This is a genomic window from Dyadobacter sp. CY356, from assembly GCF_021440195.1.
Taxonomy (GTDB): domain Bacteria; phylum Bacteroidota; class Bacteroidia; order Cytophagales; family Spirosomataceae; genus Dyadobacter.
Genome location: NZ_JAJTSZ010000005.1, coordinates 336244 through 355014, shown reverse-complemented (window position 1 = coordinate 355014; position 18771 = coordinate 336244). Strand labels below are relative to the sequence as shown.

14 protein-coding genes and 4 tRNA genes are annotated in these 18771 nt (G+C 41.4%); 17 read left to right on the top strand and 1 reads right to left on the bottom strand.

Going from position 1 to position 18771, the window contains the following annotated elements:
• Positions 1-855: 855 nt before the first annotated feature.
• Entirely contained in the window at positions 856-1665 is an 810-nt protein-coding gene (gene murI / locus LXL81_RS18150; RefSeq protein ID WP_234648183.1) for a glutamate racemase, read from the bottom strand.
• 253 nt (positions 1666-1918) lie between these two features.
• On the opposite strand from murI, the gene LXL81_RS18145 reads away from it, so the two are divergent.
• The 17 genes from LXL81_RS18145 to LXL81_RS18065 all read left to right on the top strand — a co-directional run bounded on the left by LXL81_RS18145 (position 1919) and on the right by LXL81_RS18065 (position 18751).
• The gene (locus LXL81_RS18145) at positions 1919-2509 is read left to right on the top strand and encodes an RNA polymerase sigma factor (protein WP_234648182.1); all 591 of its coding nucleotides are present in this window, start codon (positions 1919-1921) and stop codon (positions 2507-2509) included.
• On the top strand, positions 2490-3305 hold the full coding sequence (locus tag LXL81_RS18140; RefSeq protein ID WP_234648181.1) for a hypothetical protein: 816 nt from the start codon (positions 2490-2492) through the stop codon (positions 3303-3305). Before LXL81_RS18145 ends, LXL81_RS18140 begins: the two co-directional genes overlap by 20 nt.
• 17 nt (positions 3306-3322) lie before the next feature.
• Positions 3323-4438 (top strand): outer membrane beta-barrel protein, encoded by a 1116-nt coding sequence (locus LXL81_RS18135; protein ID WP_234648180.1) that lies wholly within the window; start codon positions 3323-3325, stop codon positions 4436-4438.
• Between the two features lie 165 nt (positions 4439-4603).
• Positions 4604-4686: transfer RNA gene (locus tag LXL81_RS18130), tRNA-Tyr, on the top strand.
• Positions 4687-4744: 58 nt separating this feature from the next.
• A tRNA-Gly gene (locus LXL81_RS18125) sits at positions 4745-4817 on the top strand.
• A 141-nt stretch (positions 4818-4958) separates the two neighbouring features.
• Positions 4959-5030, top strand: a tRNA-Thr gene (locus tag LXL81_RS18120).
• Between the two features lie 190 nt (positions 5031-5220).
• On the top strand, positions 5221-6408 hold the full coding sequence (gene tuf / locus LXL81_RS18115; RefSeq protein ID WP_234648179.1) for an elongation factor Tu: 1188 nt from the start codon (positions 5221-5223) through the stop codon (positions 6406-6408).
• Between the two features lie 105 nt (positions 6409-6513).
• Positions 6514-6584 (top strand) — tRNA-Trp (locus LXL81_RS18110).
• Positions 6585-6602: 18 nt separating this feature from the next.
• Complete coding sequence (gene secE, locus LXL81_RS18105; protein WP_137341234.1) at positions 6603-6794, top strand: preprotein translocase subunit SecE; 192 nt, start codon at positions 6603-6605, stop codon at positions 6792-6794.
• Positions 6795-6825: 31 nt separating this feature from the next.
• Complete coding sequence (gene nusG, locus LXL81_RS18100) at positions 6826-7380, top strand: transcription termination/antitermination protein NusG (protein ID WP_090339958.1); 555 nt, start codon at positions 6826-6828, stop codon at positions 7378-7380.
• 79 nt (positions 7381-7459) lie between these two features.
• Complete coding sequence (gene rplK / locus LXL81_RS18095) at positions 7460-7909, top strand: 50S ribosomal protein L11 (RefSeq protein ID WP_090339956.1); 450 nt, start codon at positions 7460-7462, stop codon at positions 7907-7909.
• A gap of 33 nt (positions 7910-7942) precedes the next feature.
• On the top strand, positions 7943-8641 hold the full coding sequence (rplA, locus tag LXL81_RS18090; protein ID WP_234648178.1) for a 50S ribosomal protein L1: 699 nt from the start codon (positions 7943-7945) through the stop codon (positions 8639-8641).
• Between the two features lies 1 nt (position 8642).
• Entirely contained in the window at positions 8643-9173 is a 531-nt protein-coding gene (gene rplJ, locus LXL81_RS18085) for a 50S ribosomal protein L10 (RefSeq protein ID WP_194123883.1), read from the top strand.
• A gap of 96 nt (positions 9174-9269) precedes the next feature.
• Positions 9270-9650: a 50S ribosomal protein L7/L12 gene (gene rplL / locus LXL81_RS18080; RefSeq protein ID WP_137340928.1), complete on the top strand. Its 381-nt coding sequence runs from the start codon at positions 9270-9272 to the stop codon at positions 9648-9650.
• Positions 9651-9986: 336 nt separating this feature from the next.
• Positions 9987-13850 (top strand): DNA-directed RNA polymerase subunit beta, encoded by a 3864-nt coding sequence (gene rpoB, locus LXL81_RS18075; protein WP_234648177.1) that lies wholly within the window; start codon positions 9987-9989, stop codon positions 13848-13850.
• 92 nt (positions 13851-13942) lie between these two features.
• Positions 13943-18265, top strand: a complete 4323-nt coding sequence (gene rpoC / locus LXL81_RS18070) for a DNA-directed RNA polymerase subunit beta' (protein ID WP_234648176.1) — start codon at positions 13943-13945, stop codon at positions 18263-18265.
• 159 nt (positions 18266-18424) lie between these two features.
• Positions 18425-18751 (top strand): DUF3467 domain-containing protein, encoded by a 327-nt coding sequence (locus LXL81_RS18065; RefSeq protein WP_234648175.1) that lies wholly within the window; start codon positions 18425-18427, stop codon positions 18749-18751.
• Positions 18752-18771: the final 20 nt, after the last annotated feature.

Sequence of the window (18771 nt, the reverse complement as noted above, 5' to 3'; positions counted from 1 at the left end):
TCATTGACCCAGGAGGCTCCAATGGAGCTAACACTTTTGATATTTCAAGTTCCTTGCTATAAACAGGAAGCCACGATGTGGCTATAATTCAGGAGAAACAGAAAGAAATTAATTTAACATATGAGAATTGTTTCAAGAGATAAATCCCGCTCCATTGGAGCATCCTGTTTACAGCAATCGAATTCTAAACACCAATCAGGACTTCATGGGAGTCTCTTGGATTTCAACAATAAATATTCTCAAAGCGGATAAGGTTCCAGTTGAATTTTTTGTCCGAAGAATATATTGGTTTTTTTGGTAAAACAAGTTTTTTCATTGACGCAGGAGGCTCCAATGGAGCCAGCACCTTAGATATTTCAAGTTTCTTGCTATAAACAGGAAGCCACGCTGTGGCTATAATTCAAGAGAAACAGAAAGAAATTAATTTAATATCTGAGAATTGCTTCAAGAGATAAATCCCGCTCCATTGGAGCATCCTGTTTATAGAAATCGAATTTTAAACAGCAATCAGGACTCCATCGGAGTCTCCTGGATTTCAACGATAACTATTCCCAAAGCGGGTAATGTTCCAGTTGAATTTTTTGTCCGAAGAATATATTGGTTGATTGGTAAAACAAGTTTTTCATTGACCCAAGAGGCTCCAATGGAGCTAACACTTTTGATATTTCAAGTTTCTTGCTATAAACAGGAAGCCACGCTGTGGCTATAATACAAGAGAAATAAAAAGAAATTAATTTAACATCTGAGAATTGTTTCAAGAGATAAATCCGGCTCCATTGGAGCATCCTGTTTATAGCAATCGAATTCTAAACACCAATCAGGACTCCATCGGAGTCTCCTGGATTTCAACAATAACTATTCCCAAAGCGGATAATGTTCCAGTTGAATTTTTTGTCCGAAGAATATATTGGTTGACTGTTCAAAGGAAAGCGTATAATCTGAGACATAAAACTGACGTTTTCCTGTACCTTTTTCATTCACCAGATAATGTTGTTCAAGCCATGCCCGGAGTGAATGTGCTACGATTTCAGACGTATCAAGGATTTCCACATCATTTTCATAATATTTACAGATCTGATTTTTGATCAAAGGATAATGCGTACAGCCCAGAATTAATGCTTCAATACCATCCAGGGAAGGATCCGAAAGATAACTGTCAATAATACTTTCACTGATATTATTATCAAAAAAACCTTCTTCAATCATTGGAGCCAATAATGGCGTGGCCAAGGATTTTAACTGAATATTTTTGTCCAGGGCATCAACCTTCTTTTTATAAACATTAGACAAAACTGTTTGTTTGGTACCAATAAGCCCAACCGTTTTACCATCATAATGTTCCTTGATATAGTCAACAACCGGATCAATTACATTTAAAACTTTCGCTTTACTCCCTACATATTCGCGTACAAGTTCAAAAGCTGCCGCCGAGGCAGAATTACAGGCAATTAGAATTAATTTACAATTCTGCTGCAAAAGCATATTGCATATTTTGATGGAATATGCCTGAATAGACGCCGTTGATTTATCCCCGTATGGCAAATGGGCGGTATCTCCAAAATAAATGGTATTTTCATTAGGCAGAAGACGTGTCACCGCACTGGCAACAGTCATACCGCCAATGCCGCTGTCAAATATTCCTATGGGAGCTGATGAGTCAAACATTCGGTAAATCAGATTTGTACTAAAATGTCATAAAGCTAAATGAACCGTTTAAATATTCCTGTTGAAATGAAAGAATATTATTTGGAACAATAAATTTAAAAAATAATAAATTTATAATACATTGATTATCAAATATTTGAATTTAGCTGAAGTGGATTTATAATACTAAAAGCAGAAAATTTATCAAAAGCCATAAGATATATGCAACCTCAGCTATACCTTTTAACATCTTACCATTGAAACAACATTAGGAATGGGTCGAATTTTATCATTTTTCAATCAGGAGGCACAGCTCGTCAAAGCCCTTAAGCACGGAGATGCAAAGGCGCAGCGGCAGGTGTACGAAAAATACGGTCCGCGTATGTTGGGCGTATGCTTCCGGTATGTAGGTGATGAAATGACGGCAGAGGATGTGATGGTGGAAGGTTTTTTGAAAGTATTTGGTAAAATTGACCAGTTTAACAGTGAGGGAAGTTTTGAAGGGTGGATGAGGCGCATTATGGTGAACGAGGCGTTAGGATTGTTGAGGAAGAAAAGAAAAATGCCTGAGGATATTTTGTCAGATGAGGCGGCCAATATTCCTGATTATAATTATGCAGATCAGCATCTTGATACACAGGAATTACTGGATCTTATCGAACAATTACCAGTGGGTTATCGGACGGTTTTCAATTTGTATGCTATCGAGGGTTACGCCCATAGCGAAATAGCAGAAGCATTAGGAATAACAGAAAGTACATCAAAATCCCAGCTGCACAGGGCGCGTGCAATGTTGCAGAAGATGGTTGGAGCGTGGGAAAATGATTCAAAAAAAAAACTAAATTATGAAAAAGCATCCAGTTGATGATCTTTTTAAGAAGAGACTTAATTCGTTGGAAAAACAACCTTCGGAATTAGCGTGGGAGCGGATACAGCAAGGACAGAAAAATAAATCCCGGCGAATTGCCGCCTGGGTTTGGTATGCCGCTGCGAGTGTGAGTATGGCTTTGATTTCGGGATATGCTGTTTGGCAAAATCAGTCTGAGAATTCCGGAAAACCATCGAATCAGACAGAAATGGCTATGGTGGAGAAAACTATCCCTGAAACGGGATTGCCGGAAATACCTGAGGCTGGCAAGACGAATAAGACTATTGCCCGGGCGGATAAGGAAGGAGAAGTTTTGTTAAATAAATCTTCTGTTAAGGTTGTGCAAAATTCAAAATTACCTGCGGATCGGAAAATACGTGAGGTAGTTAGGAAAGCGCAGGATCAGGAAATAAAGGAGATCAGGGAAAAAGATGCGGATATCATACAGGTTACGGTTATTAAAACGACAAAACCGGAAGAAACCAAAACTGATATTCAGCAGCCCGTACTTTCCGAAAAGGTAAATACAAAATCTGTTGAAGTGGCGCAAGTGGAAGATAAAAAGGCCGATCGTACAATCGTTGTTGAAATTGAAGAGCCTAAAAATGAATTTAAAGATAAAAAGCCATCGCGTTTGGCCAGAGTTTTCCGCCAGCTGAAAAATGTTCGTGAAGCTGAGCCGGTTGATTGGGACGATGTTGGTTTTAATCCAAAAAATATTCTTGCAAGAGTAGATGACCGACCTAACACTAACGATGAAAAAGTATCAGGTAAACGTGAAAGAAAAAATTAACGGTAACGCTATTAGCCATGAAAATTAAATTTATCGGAGTATTTATGATACTTCTGTCGCTCACACGAGTATGGGCGGGAAGTGATGTGAAACCATCGCTGAATAAGGGAAGTTTAAACGATTCGATTATTGTGCGTTTTGGTAACAAAACCAGAATGGTGATCTATGGGGAGAATAAACGGGAATTGGAAAAAATCCTGAAATATGATCTTAACACACTTTTGAAAGACTTGAAAGTGAGGCTTGATAGCTCGCAACAGGACACAACGCTGATTGTTGAGGAATTCAGCGGGACTGATTATCTGAAAAACAAGCCTGATTTGGCAGATGATAAAAATTATGTCCGAATTGGTGGGAGAGGATTACATATAAAAAATGGTAATAAAAGCGTAAGCATTGATCAGGGTACGGTAACGGTTATTGATGAGGGGGAGAATGGAAGTATTGAAAAGATAGGAAGAGCAGCCAAGATGTATGTGCCATCCTGGGGATCGAGCCCGAGGAAAGGGTTCAATGTCAGCCTTGGATTAAATGCTTATGGGAGCAATACGCCGATGATGAGCAGTACCAATCCATCTACTGAAAACGCCATGCCGGATTTAAAACCATGGGGGTCAAGATATGTAAGTCTTGGATACGTGGCTTCTACCACCATAGCAACAGGACAAAAAGCAAGACTTCATCTGGATTTTGGAATTGATTTTTCCTGGTACAATCTGATGTTTCAGGATAGCAAGAAAATCGAGAAATCTACGGATATGACCTATTTTGCACAACCACAAGACGCAGGAAATTATATTAATTTAAAGAAAAGTAAATTCACCGTACCATACGTCAATCTAAGCTTTATGCCTACGCTGAGTTTTCGTAGATCGTTCATTTCACATGTGAGTGCGGGTGCTTACGGCGGATATCGCCTAGGTAGTTATTCAAAGACAATTGCCGAGGGTAGCAAGGATAAGAAATTTAACCGCACCAATTTTTTTGTCAATGATTTCAGGTATGGTCTGGGTTTTGAATTGGGTATACGAAGATTTCCTGATTTGTTCGTCAACTATGATTTAAACAATCTTTACGAGACAAATCGTGGCCCGGCAGTGAAAATGTTAAGTTTTGGTATAAAATTGTTTTAATACTAACCTATTGATTTCGTGCCTGCTAGAATGGACTTTCTGACAGGCACGAAATTTTTTTAAAAATATTTTTCCAAATAAGTTGCAGGAGATTTAAAAAGATCATAATTTTGCAGCTCCAAAAGTGAGACAAGAGGTTCTCACGGTTGTATTGAAATGTTGAAAGGGGGTGTACCAGAGTGGCCAAATGGGGCAGACTGTAAATCTGCTGGTGTACGCCTACGGTGGTTCGAATCCATCCGCCCCCACAGTTTAAACCAGGGTTTTCTTTATGTTTACCAGTATAAAGATAGGTTTATAACAAATGCGAAAGTAGCTCAGCTGGTAGAGCGATAGCCTTCCAAGCTATAGGTCGCGAGTTCGAACCTCGTCTTTCGCTCATTTTTAAGACACGTCAAGCGACTAGCGAAAACATTCATTTTGAAGCCCTTTCGCTGGTCGCTTTTGGCTGTGGTTTAAACTGAGATTAATTTCTCACGCGAATGTGCTAAACGTAGCATTTCGAAAAAATTGAAATTTTGCTGTTGTAGCTCAGGGGTAGAGCACTTCCTTGGTAAGGAAGAGGTCAGGGGTTCAAATCCCCTCAATAGCTCGGAGAATGCTTAGAAATAGCATTTGATCGGATAGATTTGAAATGAAATTCTCAGATGATCCGTAAAGATTTTGATCCTTGCATTTAGTTTTTTTGATTTTGAAGGGCTTGGTAAATGTAAGCTAAAAGGGATCAATCAATAGTGTTTAATAAATTCGTAATAACTTCAAATTTTAAGCGTACTTAGGACATGGCAAAAGAGACGTATGACCGCTCGAAACCCCACGTGAATATTGGTACTATCGGGCACGTTGACCACGGTAAAACTACTCTTACAGCGGCAATTACAACTGTATTGGCAAAAAAGGGTTTAGCAGTATTGCGTGATTTCTCATCAATTGATAATGCACCTGAAGAGAAAGAACGTGGTATCACAATTAATACATCGCACGTAGAATACGCAACAGCAAACCGTCACTATGCTCACGTTGACTGTCCAGGTCACGCGGATTATGTGAAGAACATGGTTACTGGTGCTGCTCAGATGGATGGAGCTATCATTGTAGTTGCTGCAACTGATGGACCTATGCCACAAACTCGCGAGCACATTCTTTTGGCTCGTCAGGTAGGTGTTCCTCAACTAGTAGTATTCATGAACAAAGTGGATATGGTTGATGATCCAGAACTACTTGAACTTGTTGAAATGGAAATCCGTGAGCTTCTTAGCTTCTACGATTACGATGGAGACAACATTCCTGTAATCCAGGGTTCTGCTTTGGGTGGATTGAATGGCGAAGACAAATGGGTTAAAACAATCGAAGAATTGATGGACGCTGTTGACAGCTACATTCCAATTCCTCCACGTATGACTGATCTTCCTTTCCTTATGCCTGTTGAAGACGTATTCTCGATCACTGGTCGTGGTACTGTTGCAACTGGTCGTATCGAAAGAGGAGTAATCAACTCTGGTGAGCCTGTTGATATCTTAGGTATGGGTGCAGAAGGTCTTAAATCAACCGTAACTGGTGTTGAGATGTTCCGTAAAATCCTTGACCGTGGAGAAGCTGGTGATAACGTAGGTCTATTGCTTCGTGGTATTAACAAAGAAGATATCCGTCGTGGTATGGTAATTTGTAAGCCAGGTTCAGTAAAACCTCACGCATCTTTCAAAGGTGAAGTTTATGTACTTTCAAAAGAAGAAGGTGGACGTCACACTCCATTCTTTAACAAATACCGTCCTCAGTTCTACTTCCGTACCACGGACGTAACTGGTGAAATCACGCTTCCAGCTGGTGTTGAAATGGTTATGCCAGGTGACAACATCACAATCGAAGTGAAATTGATCAGCAAGATTGCTATGGAAAAAGGTCTTCGTTTCGCGATTCGTGAAGGTGGACGTACCGTAGGTGCAGGTCAGGTAACTGAAATTCTTGACTAATCAAGATAAATGATTTAAAACAAGTGCATTTCTTTTGAAATGCACTTGTTTTTTATAACATTAAATTTGTATCTTTGCAGCCCGAAAGATTGGGTAGCACGAAATACGGGTGTAGTTCAAGGGTAGAATAGCGGTCTCCAAAACCGTTGATGGGAGTTCGAATCTCTCCACCCGTGCATAAGCAAAAAGCAAAAATGGATAAATTTACTTCGTTTCTAAAAGCGTCTTGGGAAGAAATGACCGAGCATGTTACGTGGCCTCCCTTTAACGAGCTTCAGGCGAACACAACATTAGTGCTTGTTGGATCACTTATTTTTGCCTTTGTGGTAGGAGTAATGGACTTTGTTTTTGAAAACGCACTCAGACTGTTTTATCAGTCTTTCTAAGGTTATTTTTTAGCGACACCCCCTGAATGGTATGAGTGGATTAAATTGGTTTGTATTACGTGCTGTGTCAGGACAAGAGAAAAAGATCAAGTCCTACATCGAGAATGAAATAACACGGCAGAAACTCACAGAATTCGTTCCGCAGATTCTTATTCCTTCTGAGAAGATATATGAAATGCGTAATGGAAAAAAGCGGGTTAGGGAAAAAAACTTTTTCCCGGGATACATTATCATTTCCGCTGATCTGTCAAAAGGTGAGGTTTTACACATTATTACAAGTATTCCCGGAGTGATCGGTTTTTTAGGGAACGCAGAAGGGAATTCAAAAGTACCGGTGCCTTTGCGCCAGTCAGAAATCAACCGGATTCTTGGTAGAGTTGACGAAGCAGAACACCACGAAGAAGCACCAAACATGTCTTTCATGAAAGGCGAAACCGTAAAGGTGGTAGATGGACCGTTCAGCGGATTTATCGGTTTGGTTGAAGAAGTATTCGATGAGAAGAAAAAACTCAATGTAGTTGTAAAAATATTCGGGCGTAATACACCCGTTGAATTAAGTTACGCACAAGTAGAAAAGGATAATTGATTGAAAGAACGGGCAGGGTAAGCTTCCACTTGCATGTAAACCGTTTAATTGATCAGTAAACCGAACAAATTCCAAAACAATGGCAAAAGAAATAGGTGGATACGTCAAACTACAGGTAAAAGGTGGCTCAGCCAACCCTTCACCTCCAATCGGGCCTGCATTAGGTTCGAAAGGTTTGAATATCATGGAGTTTTGTAAGCAATTCAATGGCCGTACTCAGGATAAACCTGGTGTGGTATTGCCGGTAGTTATTACGTACTACAAGGATAAGTCTTTTGACTTCGTCATTAAGACTCCCCCGGCCGCAAATCTTCTTCTGGAAGCATCAAAAGTAAAAGTTGGTTCGGCTCAGCCAAACCGTCTTAAAGTTGGTTCAGTTACTTGGGATCAGGTTCGTACGATCGCTGAGACTAAAATGCCTGATCTAAACTGCTTTACAATTGATTCTGCTATGAAAATGATCGCGGGAACGGCTCGTAGTATGGGTATTACCGTAGCTGGCAAAGCCCCGTGGGAAGAAAACAACTAAGCGTAGTTTAAATACGCTAAAGAAACAAAGAACATGGGAAAATTGACCAAAAAGCAAAAAGACGCTCTTTCGAAATACGACGCAACCCAGGCTTATACCTTGGAACAAGCAGCGGAGGTCCTAAAGACGATTTCTTATACTAAATTTGATTCATCTGTTGATATTGACGTTCGTTTGGGCGTTGATCCTCGTAAAGCTGATCAAATGGTACGTGGCGTGGTAACATTGCCACACGGAACCGGAAAGGATGTTCGTGTATTGGTTTTGTGTACTCCTGATAAGGAAGCCGAAGCGAAAGAAGCAGGAGCAGATTTCGTTGGTCTTGACGAGTTTATCACAAAGATAGAACAAGGCTGGACTGACATCGACGTGATTATCACAATGCCTAGTGTAATGGCAAAAGTTGGTAAGTTAGGTAAAGTATTGGGTCCTCGTGGTCTGATGCCAAACCCTAAATCAGGTACAGTTACACCAGATGTAGCTAAAGCTGTGAAAGAAGTTAAAGCAGGTAAGATTGATTTCAAGGTTGACAAATCGGGAATTATTCATACAAGCGTAGGAAAGGTTTCTTTTGGACCAGACCAACTTGCACAGAACGCGACTGAGGTTATTAATACCTTGATCCGCCTTAAGCCTTCATCGGCAAAAGGTACTTACGTAAAAAGCATTCACTTGTCGTCTACGATGAGCCCGGGTGTGACTATTGACAAAAACACGATTCCAGGATTATAATATGACACGGGAAGAGAAAGCAGTAATTATTGACGAGCTAAGTCAGAAATTCTCGAACACGCCATACTTCTATATCACCAGTGCTGCAGGAATGACTGTAAGTGAGGTTAACGTACTTAGAAGCCTGTGCTTCGAGCGCGGTATCGAGTATCGTGTTGTAAAGAATACTCTGATTAAGAAAGCATTAGAAACACTAGATACGGATTATTCTTCTTTCGACACAGTTTTGAAAGGTTTTTCCGGAGTAATGTTTCACCCGGAGTCAGGTAAAGTTCCTGCACAGCTGATTAAAGAATTCAAGAAAAAAGCAGGTAGTGACAAGCTTAAATTTAAAGGAGCTTCTGTTGATTCATCTGTTTTTGTTGGTGAAAGCCAGCTTGACGTTCTGATCGCTCTTAAATCTAAACAAGAGATGGTTGGAGAGATTATCGGTCTGTTGCAATCTCCTGCCAAAAACGTTATCTCGGCTCTTTCGAGCGGTGGCAACAAATTGGCTGGTATTCTTAAGACTTTATCTGAGAAAGAAGACTAATTTATTGAATATCTGCCCGGTTGAGCTCCGCGGGTCAGAGTTAATATTGAGCTCAAAAATTCATCTATTTGTATAATCACAAAATCAAAAATAAAAATGGCAGATTTGAAAGCTTTCGCGGAACAGCTTGTTAACCTTACGGTTAAAGAAGTGAACGAATTGGCTGCAATTCTTAAAGACGAATATGGTATCGAACCAGCTGCTGCAGGTGCAGTTGTGGTTGCAGGTCCAGCTGGTGGCGGTGACGCTCCGGTAGTTGAAGAGAAAACGTCTTTTGATGTAATTTTGAAAGCAGCAGGTGCTAGTAAACTAGCTGTTGTGAAATTGGTTAAAGACCTTACAGGTCTTGGACTTAAAGAAGCAAAAGAACTTGTTGACGGTGCACCGAAACCAGTTAAAGAAGGAGTTGCTAAGGACGAAGCAGAAGCTTTGAAAAAACAACTTGAAGAAGCTGGTGCTGAAGTTGAAGTGAAGTAATTTGCTTTATACCAAACATCAATAAAATCTTGGGAACAAGACCTGACTTTCGTCAGGTCTTTTCCTATTTTGCATGTAAACCAAACAAATTTCACTTCTTTTCGTTTGGTATATATGGCCGAAAGTAAAATTTCATTTTCGGTAATCTAATTCTCCTTCCCGGATAATTGGTCTGAAACACTTCTTTACTCGTAGAAAAGAAGAAAAGGGATCGTTATCTAAATTTCTCTACGAGGCAAACGATTAAGGTTTTAAACTAATTAGTACGATTGCGTGTTGTAAAGAGTTACATCGTCGCTTGGTTTTCGTTCTACTAACCCAAAATCAGACATAGCCTTGGCTACAATTAAAGCAACTCCCAGAAAAAATTTCTCCAGGATTAATCAGATTATTGATTATCCGGATCTGTTGGGAATCCAGGTACAATCATTCCGGGATTTCTTCAGTCTTGATACATCAGTAGAAGATCGTTCTGACGAAGGATTGTACAAAGTTTTCGCTGAGAACTTTCCTATTGCAGATTCACGCGACAACTTCGTGCTGGAATTTATCGATTATTTATTAGAGCCGCCAAAGTATTCTGTCGACGAATCTATTGATCGTGGATTGACTTATGCCGTTCCTCTAAAAGCAAAATTACGTTTGATATGTAATGATGCTGATCACGAAGAATTTGAAACCATTGAACAAGAGGTATTTTTAGGAAATATCCCTTATATGACGGATCGCGGTTCGTTTGTAATCAATGGTGCTGAACGTGTTATTGTTTCTCAGTTACACCGTTCGCCGGGTGTGTTCTTCTCTATGAGCAAGCACACAAACGGTTCTAAATTATATTCTGCACGTATTATTCCGTTTAAGGGTTCATGGATTGAATTCTCAACTGACGTGAATAATGTTATGTATGCATATATTGACCGTAAGAAGAAATTCCCGGTTACTACGCTTTTAAGAGCCATCGGTTTTGGTTCTGATAAGGACATCCTTGATCTCTTCGGACTTTCTGAAGAAATCGGAGCGACACCTACAAATTTGAAAAAAGCTGTTGGCCGTCGTTTGGCTGCGAGAGTTCTCCGCACCTGGACAGAAGATTTCGTGGATGAAGATACCGGAGAGGTAGTTTCTATCCAGCGTAACGAAGTATTGCTTGAGCGTGATTCAACGATCACTCCTGAGGATATCGAAGTTATCGTGGAATCTGGCCAGAAGTCAGTGATCCTTCACAAAGAAGACATGAATGTTGCGGATTATAATATCATTTATAACACGCTGCAAAAAGATAGCTCAAACTCTGACAAAGAGGCTGTTGAGCAAATTTACCGTCAGCTTCGTAACGCAGAAGCACCGGATGAACAAACGGCAAGAGATGTAATCCAAAGTTTGTTCTTCAGTGATAAACGTTATGACCTTGGAGATGTTGGTCGTTATCGTATCAACAAAAAATTAGGTTCTGACACAAGTCTTGACGTTCGCGTTCTGACAACTGGTGATATCGTTTCAATCGTTAAGTATTTGATCGGTCTTATCAATGCGAAAGCAGTTGTCGATGATATTGACCACTTGTCAAACCGTCGTGTTCGTACTGTTGGAGAGCAACTTTACGCACAGTTCGGTGTAGGTTTGGCTCGTATGGCCCGTACCATTAAAGAACGTATGAACGTACGTGATAACGAAGATTTCAAGCCTGTTGATTTGATCAACGCGCGTACGCTTTCTTCTGTTATCAACTCATTCTTTGGTACAAACCAGTTATCACAGTTCATGGATCAAACAAATCCATTGGCTGAGATTACCCACAAAAGACGTATGTCTGCGCTTGGGCCTGGTGGTCTCTCCCGTGAAAGAGCAGGTTTTGAGGTTCGTGACGTTCACTACACCCACTACGGTCGTCTGTGTACAATCGAAACTCCGGAAGGACCGAACATTGGTTTGATCTCATCTCTTTGCGTATTTGCCAAAGTTAACGGAATGGGTTTTATCGAAACTCCTTATCGTGTGATCGACAGCGGCGGAAAGCTGACGAACGAACTTATTTATATGACTGCCGAAGAGGAAGATTCCAAATACATCGCCCAGGCTAACGCTTCGGTTGATGCAGAAGGAAACTTTACGGTAGACAAGATCAAGACGCGTTTTGAAGGTGACTTCCCGATGGTTGATCCATCGCAGGCATCTTATATGGACGTTGCCGCTAACCAGATTGTATCGGTTGCAGCTTCTCTTATTCCTTTCCTTGAACATGATGATGCCAACCGTGCCCTGATGGGATCGAACATGCAGCGTCAGGGAGTTCCATTGTTGCGCCCACAAGCGCCAATCGTTGGAACTGGCCTTGAAAAACGTGTTGCGATGGATTCACGTGCATTGGTAGTAGCTGAGGGTGACGGTGTGATTGAATATGTAGATGCAACTAAAATCGTTGTTCGCTACGAAAGAACACCGGAAGAACAACTTGTCAGCTTTATTGAAGACAGCGTTTCTTACGATCTTGTTAAATTCCGTCGTACCAACCAGGATACTTGTTTAAACCTTCAGCCTATGGTTCTTAAAGGACAGCGGGTTTCTAAGGGTGAAGCACTTTGCCAGGGTTACGGTACAGAAGGTGGAGAACTTGCATTGGGTCGTAACCTTTTGGTAGCGTTCATGCCTTGGCAGGGATATAACTTTGAGGATGCGATTGTAATCTCTGAGAAAGTGGTTCGTGATGATATCTTTACTTCTATTCACATTGAAGAATTTGAACTGGAAGTTCGTGATACGAAACGTGGAGAAGAAGAACTTACTGCTGAGATTCCTAACGTAAGCGAAGAAACTGTTAAAAACCTTGATGAAAACGGTATCGTACAAGTTGGTACTGAAGTAAAAGAAGGTGATATTCTAATTGGTAAGATTACACCAAAAGGTGAATCCGATCCAACTCCGGAAGAAAAACTTCTTCGTGCGATCTTTGGTGACAAAGCCGGTGATGTGAAAGATGCTTCGAAAAAAGCACCTCCATCTATGAAAGGTGTTGTTATTGATACTAAACTTTTCTCTCGTCCGACGAAAGAAGAGCGTGCTAAGCACAAGGACGAATTGAAATTGCTTATGAAGAAATATGGCCGTGATTTGACAGCACTTCGCGGACGTATTATTGAAAAGCTTGTTGCTTTGGTTGATGGTAAAACAAGCCAGGGTGTTAAACATAAATTCGGTGATGAGCTGATCAGCAAAGGAATGAAGTTTAACGTGAGAAATATCTCTGAAAACTTGTTCCCTGCAAACAACCCATACCGTGATGAAAGCCAGTATGCAGTGGTTGAGGAAGTAAACTTGATCGGTGATGTATTAACTGATTCATGGACTGAGGATGCGCATACAAACCGTCAGGTTTCTCTTGCATTGAAGAATTATCTTAACGCTCGCAGCGAGTTGATGGGCCGTTTCAAACGTGACCGTTTCGCTCTTGAAGTTGGAGATGAACTTCCTGCCGGTATCGTGAAACTTGCGAAAGTATATATCGCTAAGAAACGTAAATTGAAAGTAGGGGATAAAATGGCGGGTCGTCACGGTAACAAAGGGGTAGTTGCCCGTATTGTACGTGATGAAGATATGCCATTCCTTGAAGACGGAACACCAATGAACATCGTATTGAACCCACTTGGGGTACCTTCACGTATGAACATAGGTCAGATTTACGAAACAATTCTTGCATGGGCAGGTCTTAAACTTGGTCGTCGCTATGCTACTCCGATCTTCGATGGAGCTACGGAAGCAGAAGTTGCAGCTGAGTTGAAAGAAGCTGGATTGCCGGATTGGGGACGTACTTATCTTTACAACGGACTAAGCGGAGAACGTTTTGATCAGCCGATTACAGTTGGACTTATGTACATGATGAAACTGGGTCACTTGGTTGATGATAAAATGCACGCACGTTCGATTGGGCCATACTCGCTTATTACACAACAGCCGTTGGGTGGTAAAGCACAGTTTGGAGGTCAGCGTTTTGGAGAAATGGAAGTGTGGGCACTTGAAGCATTCGGTGCATCTCACATTCTTCAGGAAATCCTTACCGTGAAATCGGATGATGTAGTGGGTCGTGCCAAAGCATACGAAGCTATCGTAAAAGGTGAAAACCTTCCGAAACCTAATATTCCGGAGTCATTCAATGTACTTGTTCACGAGCTTCGTGGATTGGCATTGGAAATTACGCTGGACTAATTTTAGTCGTAAGCAGAGCGGCAGCAATGTCGCTCTGCTTAGAAATGCAATACAAATTGAGTTTCGACTAACAGACAAACGACTCTTTAATTATGTCTTTCAAAAAGAACAAAAAACTAAATAGTGATTTTTCCAGAATGACAATCAGTCTGGCATCACCTGAATCGATACTGGAAAGTTCATTCGGTGAAGTAACCCAGCCTGAAACTATCAACTACCGGACTTATAAGCCGGAAATGGGTGGTTTGTTCTGTGAGCGTATTTTCGGTCCTGTGAAGGACTGGGAATGTCATTGTGGAAAATATAAACGTATCCGTTATAAAGGTATCATCTGCGACCGTTGCGGTGTAGAAGTTACTGAGAAAAAGGTACGTCGTGAGCGTATGGGACACATTGAGCTTGTGGTTCCTGTTGCACACATCTGGTACTTCCGTAGCTTACCGAACAAAATCGGTTATTTGCTTGGATTGTCTACCAAAAAACTGGATCAGATCATTTACTACGAGCGATATGCCGTAGTTCAGGCGGGTGTTAAAGAAGAAGATGGCGTTAGCTACCTTGACTTCCTTACAGAAGACGAATATCTTGACATCGTTGACAAACTTCCTCGTGAAAACCAATTGCTTCCGGACACGGATCCAAATAAGTTTATCGCGAAGATGGGTGCTGATGCGCTGGAAATGCTTTTGAACCGTATCAAACTGGATGAGCTTTCTTACGAACTTCGTCACCAGGCTGCAACAGATACATCTCAGCAACGTAAAGCGGAAGCGCTTAAACGTCTGAAAGTTGTTGAAGCTTTCCGTGATGCAAATACACGTGTTGAAAACCGCCCGGAATGGATGGTGATCAAAATGGTTCCGGTAATTCCACCAGAACTTCGTCCGCTTGTACCTCTTGACGGTGGTCGTTTTGCGACTTCTGACTTAAATGACTTGTATCGCCGCGTTATCATTCGTAACAATCGTCTGAAACGTTTGATCGAGATCAAAGCTCCTGAAGTAATCTTGCGTAACGAAAAACGTATGTTGCAGGAAGCGGTTGATTCGCTTTTTGATAACAGTCGTAAAGTGAACGCGGTACGTTCTGAAGGGAACCGTGCCTTGAAATCACTTTCTGATATGCTTAAAGGTAAGCAAGGACGTTTCCGTCAAAACTTACTTGGTAAGCGTGTCGATTATTCTGGTCGTTCTGTAATTGTTGTAGGACCGGAATTGAAATTGCACGAGTGTGGTTTGCCGAAAGATATGGCTGCTGAATTATTCAAGCCGTTTATCATTCGCAAGCTTATCGAGCGCGGAATTGTTAAAACTGTAAAATCAGCTAAGAAAATCGTAGATCGTAAGGATCCTGTGATTTGGGATATTTTGGAAAACGTTTTGAAAGGACACCCTGTTCTTCTAAACCGTGCTCCAACGCTTCACCGTTTAGGTATCCAGGCGTTCCAGCCTAAGCTGATCGAAGGAAAAGCGATCCAGTTACACCCATTGGTGTGTACTGCATTCAACGCTGACTTTGACGGTGACCAGATGGCCGTTCACGTGCCATTGGGTCAGGAAGCCGTTTTGGAAGCTTCGATGTTGATGCTTTCTTCACATAACATCCTTAACCCTGCCAATGGTGCACCGATTACGGTACCATCACAAGACATGGTTTTGGGTCTGTATTATGTAACAAAAGGTCGTGTAAGCACTCCTGAGTATCCAATTATTGGTGAAGGAATGATTTTCTACGGTCCTGATGAAGTTATCATCGCGATCAACGAAGGCAAACTTTCCAAGCATGCCAATATCAAATGCCGTCTGCGTGTACGTAACGATGATGGAACGTTTGAAATTAAATTAGTCGACACAGTTGCCGGCCGTATCCTGTTCAACCAGGCGGTTCCAGCTGAGGTAGGTTATATTAATGAATTGCTTACCAAGAAAAAATTACAGCAGATCATCGGTTTGGTATTTAAACTTGCAGGTGTTGCCCGTACAGCGCAATTCCTGGATGAGATCAAAGAACTCGGTTTCCAAATGGCCTTTAAAGGTGGTTTGTCAATGGGGCTTAATGATGTAATGGTACCAGACGAAAAAGTAAAACTGATCGAGCAGGCGAAAATAGACGTTGAAAACGTCTGGAGTAACTACTTGATGGGTCTTATCACTGAAAACGAACGTTACAACCAGGTTATCGATATCTGGACACGTGTTAACTCACGTATCACAGAAACATTGATGAAGCAATTGGAAACGGATCAGGGTGGATTTAACTCCATCTATATGATGATGCACTCAGGTGCACGTGGTTCCCGTGAACAAATTCGTCAGCTGGGTGGAATGAGGGGTCTTATGGCCAAGCCTCAGAAAAACATGGCTGGTGGAGCAGGTGAAATTATTGAAAACCCGATTCTTTCTAACTTTAAAGAAGGTCTTGACGTTTTGGAATACTTTATCTCAACGCACGGTGCACGTAAAGGTCTTGCGGATACAGCCTTGAAAACAGCGGATGCAGGTTACCTGACCCGTCGTTTACATGACGTTGCGCAGGATGTTGTAGTGGTTGAAAATGACTGTGGTTCACTTCGTGGTATTGCCATCTCTGCTTTGAAAGACAACGAAGATATCGTTGAACCACTTTCTGAGCGTATTTTAGGCCGTGTTAGTGTGCATGATGTATTTGATCCTTTGTCAGGAGAAATTATCCTTACATCTGGTCAGGAAATCACAGAAGAAATCGCTTCTTATATTGATGAAACAAGTATCGAAAGCGTAGAAATTCGCTCTGTACTTACTTGCGAAACACGTAATGGTGTTTGTGCGAAATGTTACGGACGTTCTCTTGCTTCGGCTTACATGGTTAACATCGGTGAAGCTGTCGGTGTAATTGCATCGCAGTCAATTGGTGAGCCAGGTACGCAGCTTACACTTCGTACATTCCACGTGGGTGGTACGGCATCCAACATTTCTGTTGATGCCAACATCAAAGCGAAGTTTGACGGAACTATTCAGTTTGAAGAACTTCGTCTGGTTGATTCAGTAAATAATGACGGAGATCCTATTACAGTAGTAATGGGCCGTTCAGGTGAGGTGAAAATCGTTAACCTTGAAACTGGTCAGTTGCTAATCTCTAATAACGTTCCTTACGGTGCTCAGCTTCTTGTAAAAGACGGCGACAAAGTAACAAAAGGACAGGAGCTTTGTACATGGGATCCATATCACGCAGTTATTCTTTCTGAATTCACTGGTACCGTTTCATTCGATGCTATTGAAGAAGGAATTACCTACCGTGAAGAATTCGATGAGCAAACAGGTTTCCAGGAATCAGTTATTATTGAAACACGTGATAAAACCAAAAACCCTGCATTGGTGGTTAAAGGAAAGAGCACGTTGTTGAAAGACCAAACTGAAAAAGGATATAACTTACCAGTTGGAGCTCGTTTGGTTGTTAAGAATGGTTCGCCGATTAAAGCGGGTCAGCCTTTGGCGAAAATCCCACGTGTGGTTGGAAAAACCCGCGATATTACGGGAGGTCTGCCGCGTGTAACGGAATTATTCGAAGCGCGTAACCCATCAAACCCTGCAACGGTTTCTGAAATCGACGGTGTAGTTGCTTATGGTGGTGTTAAACGTGGTAACCGCGAGATTCATATCGAATCAAGAGATGGTACACAACGCCGCTACATGGTTGCTCTTTCGAAACACATTCTTGTTCAGGATGGTGACTTCGTGAAAGCAGGTGATCCGTTATCCGATGGAGCGATCACACCAGCTGATATCTTGTCTATCAAAGGACCAACAGCAGTTCAGGAATATCTTGTGAATGAAATTCAGGAGGTATATCGTCTGCAAGGTGTGAAGATCAATGACAAGCATATCGAGTGTATCGTACGCCAGATGATGCAGAAAGTAGAAATACTTGACGCAGGTGATACTAACTTCCTTGAAATGCAGGCAGTTGACCGCGTTGTATTCCGTGAAGAAAATGATAAAATACTTGACATGAAAGTGGTTGAAGATGCTGGTAGCTCGGAAACACTTAAACCAGGTATGATCATTTCAGTACGTCGTTTACGTGATGAAAATTCAAGCTTGAAACGTCGTGACCTAAAATTGGTTGCTGCGCGTGATGCACAGGCTGCTGTGGCGAAACCTACTTTGATGGGTATCACACAAGCTTCGTTAGGTACTGAAAGCTTTGTTTCTGCGGCTTCGTTCCAGGAAACAACGAAAGTACTTTCAGAAGCTGCCGTACGTGGAAAACGTGACGAATTGAAAGGCTTGAAAGAAAACGTAATCGTTGGTCACTTAATCCCGGCCGGTACTGGTATGCGTAAATACGTTGATATCATCGTTGGATCGAAAGAAGAATACGATGCATTGGCTGAATCCCGCGAAAAACAATCACGTAAAAAACGTGAGTTGGTTTAGTAAGGATTTAAGTATAAGATAAAAAGAGTCGGTTCTGTGCAAGCGGAACCGGCTCTTTGTTTTTAGATGCTGTATAATTTTAGTAATTTTCATTTTTGAATGATGTTAAGAACTTTTTGAAAATATATCCTGCACCCAATTACTACCGAAAACTTAACGATGGAAGACAACAAAGAAAACGAGCAGCAAATTAATGTAGAACTTTCGGAGGAGATGGCCGAAGGAGTTTACTCAAATCTTGCTATGATCGCTCACTCAAACAGCGAATTTATATTGGATTTTATACGTCTGATGCCAGGTGTTCCCCGTGCAAAAGTGAAGGCACGTATTATCATTACGCCAGAACATGCCAAACGTTTGGTAGCTGCGCTTAATGATAACATAGAAAAATATGAAGACCAGTATGGTCCGATACAAAGTAATCACGACACGGATCCTTCTTTTAATTTTCCAATCAGTTTTGGCGGACCGGGCGGAGAAGCTTAGGCTTTAAAACTTCTTCTTAT

Bases quoted from the DNA above. Each gene is read 5' to 3' on its own strand.
- LXL81_RS18135 (WP_234648180.1), top strand. From the start codon at position 3,323: ATGAAAATTAAATTTATCGGAGTATTTATGATACTTCTGTCGCTCACA.
- rplK (WP_090339956.1), top strand. From the start codon at position 7,460: ATGGCAAAAGAAATAGGTGGATACGTCAAACTACAGGTAAAAGGTGGC.
- LXL81_RS18065 (WP_234648175.1), top strand. From the start codon at position 18,425: ATGGAAGACAACAAAGAAAACGAGCAGCAAATTAATGTAGAACTTTCG.
- LXL81_RS18145 (WP_234648182.1), top strand. From the start codon at position 1,919: ATGGGTCGAATTTTATCATTTTTCAATCAGGAGGCACAGCTCGTCAAA.
- murI (WP_234648183.1), bottom strand. From the start codon at position 1,665: ATGTTTGACTCATCAGCTCCCATAGGAATATTTGACAGCGGCATTGGC.
- rpoC (WP_234648176.1), top strand. From the start codon at position 13,943: ATGTCTTTCAAAAAGAACAAAAAACTAAATAGTGATTTTTCCAGAATG.
- tuf (WP_234648179.1), top strand. From the start codon at position 5,221: ATGGCAAAAGAGACGTATGACCGCTCGAAACCCCACGTGAATATTGGT.
- rplL (WP_137340928.1), top strand. From the start codon at position 9,270: ATGGCAGATTTGAAAGCTTTCGCGGAACAGCTTGTTAACCTTACGGTT.
- rplJ (WP_194123883.1), top strand. From the start codon at position 8,643: ATGACACGGGAAGAGAAAGCAGTAATTATTGACGAGCTAAGTCAGAAA.
- LXL81_RS18140 (WP_234648181.1), top strand. From the start codon at position 2,490: ATGAAAAAGCATCCAGTTGATGATCTTTTTAAGAAGAGACTTAATTCG.
- rplA (WP_234648178.1), top strand. From the start codon at position 7,943: ATGGGAAAATTGACCAAAAAGCAAAAAGACGCTCTTTCGAAATACGAC.
- nusG (WP_090339958.1), top strand. From the start codon at position 6,826: ATGAGTGGATTAAATTGGTTTGTATTACGTGCTGTGTCAGGACAAGAG.
- secE (WP_137341234.1), top strand. From the start codon at position 6,603: ATGGATAAATTTACTTCGTTTCTAAAAGCGTCTTGGGAAGAAATGACC.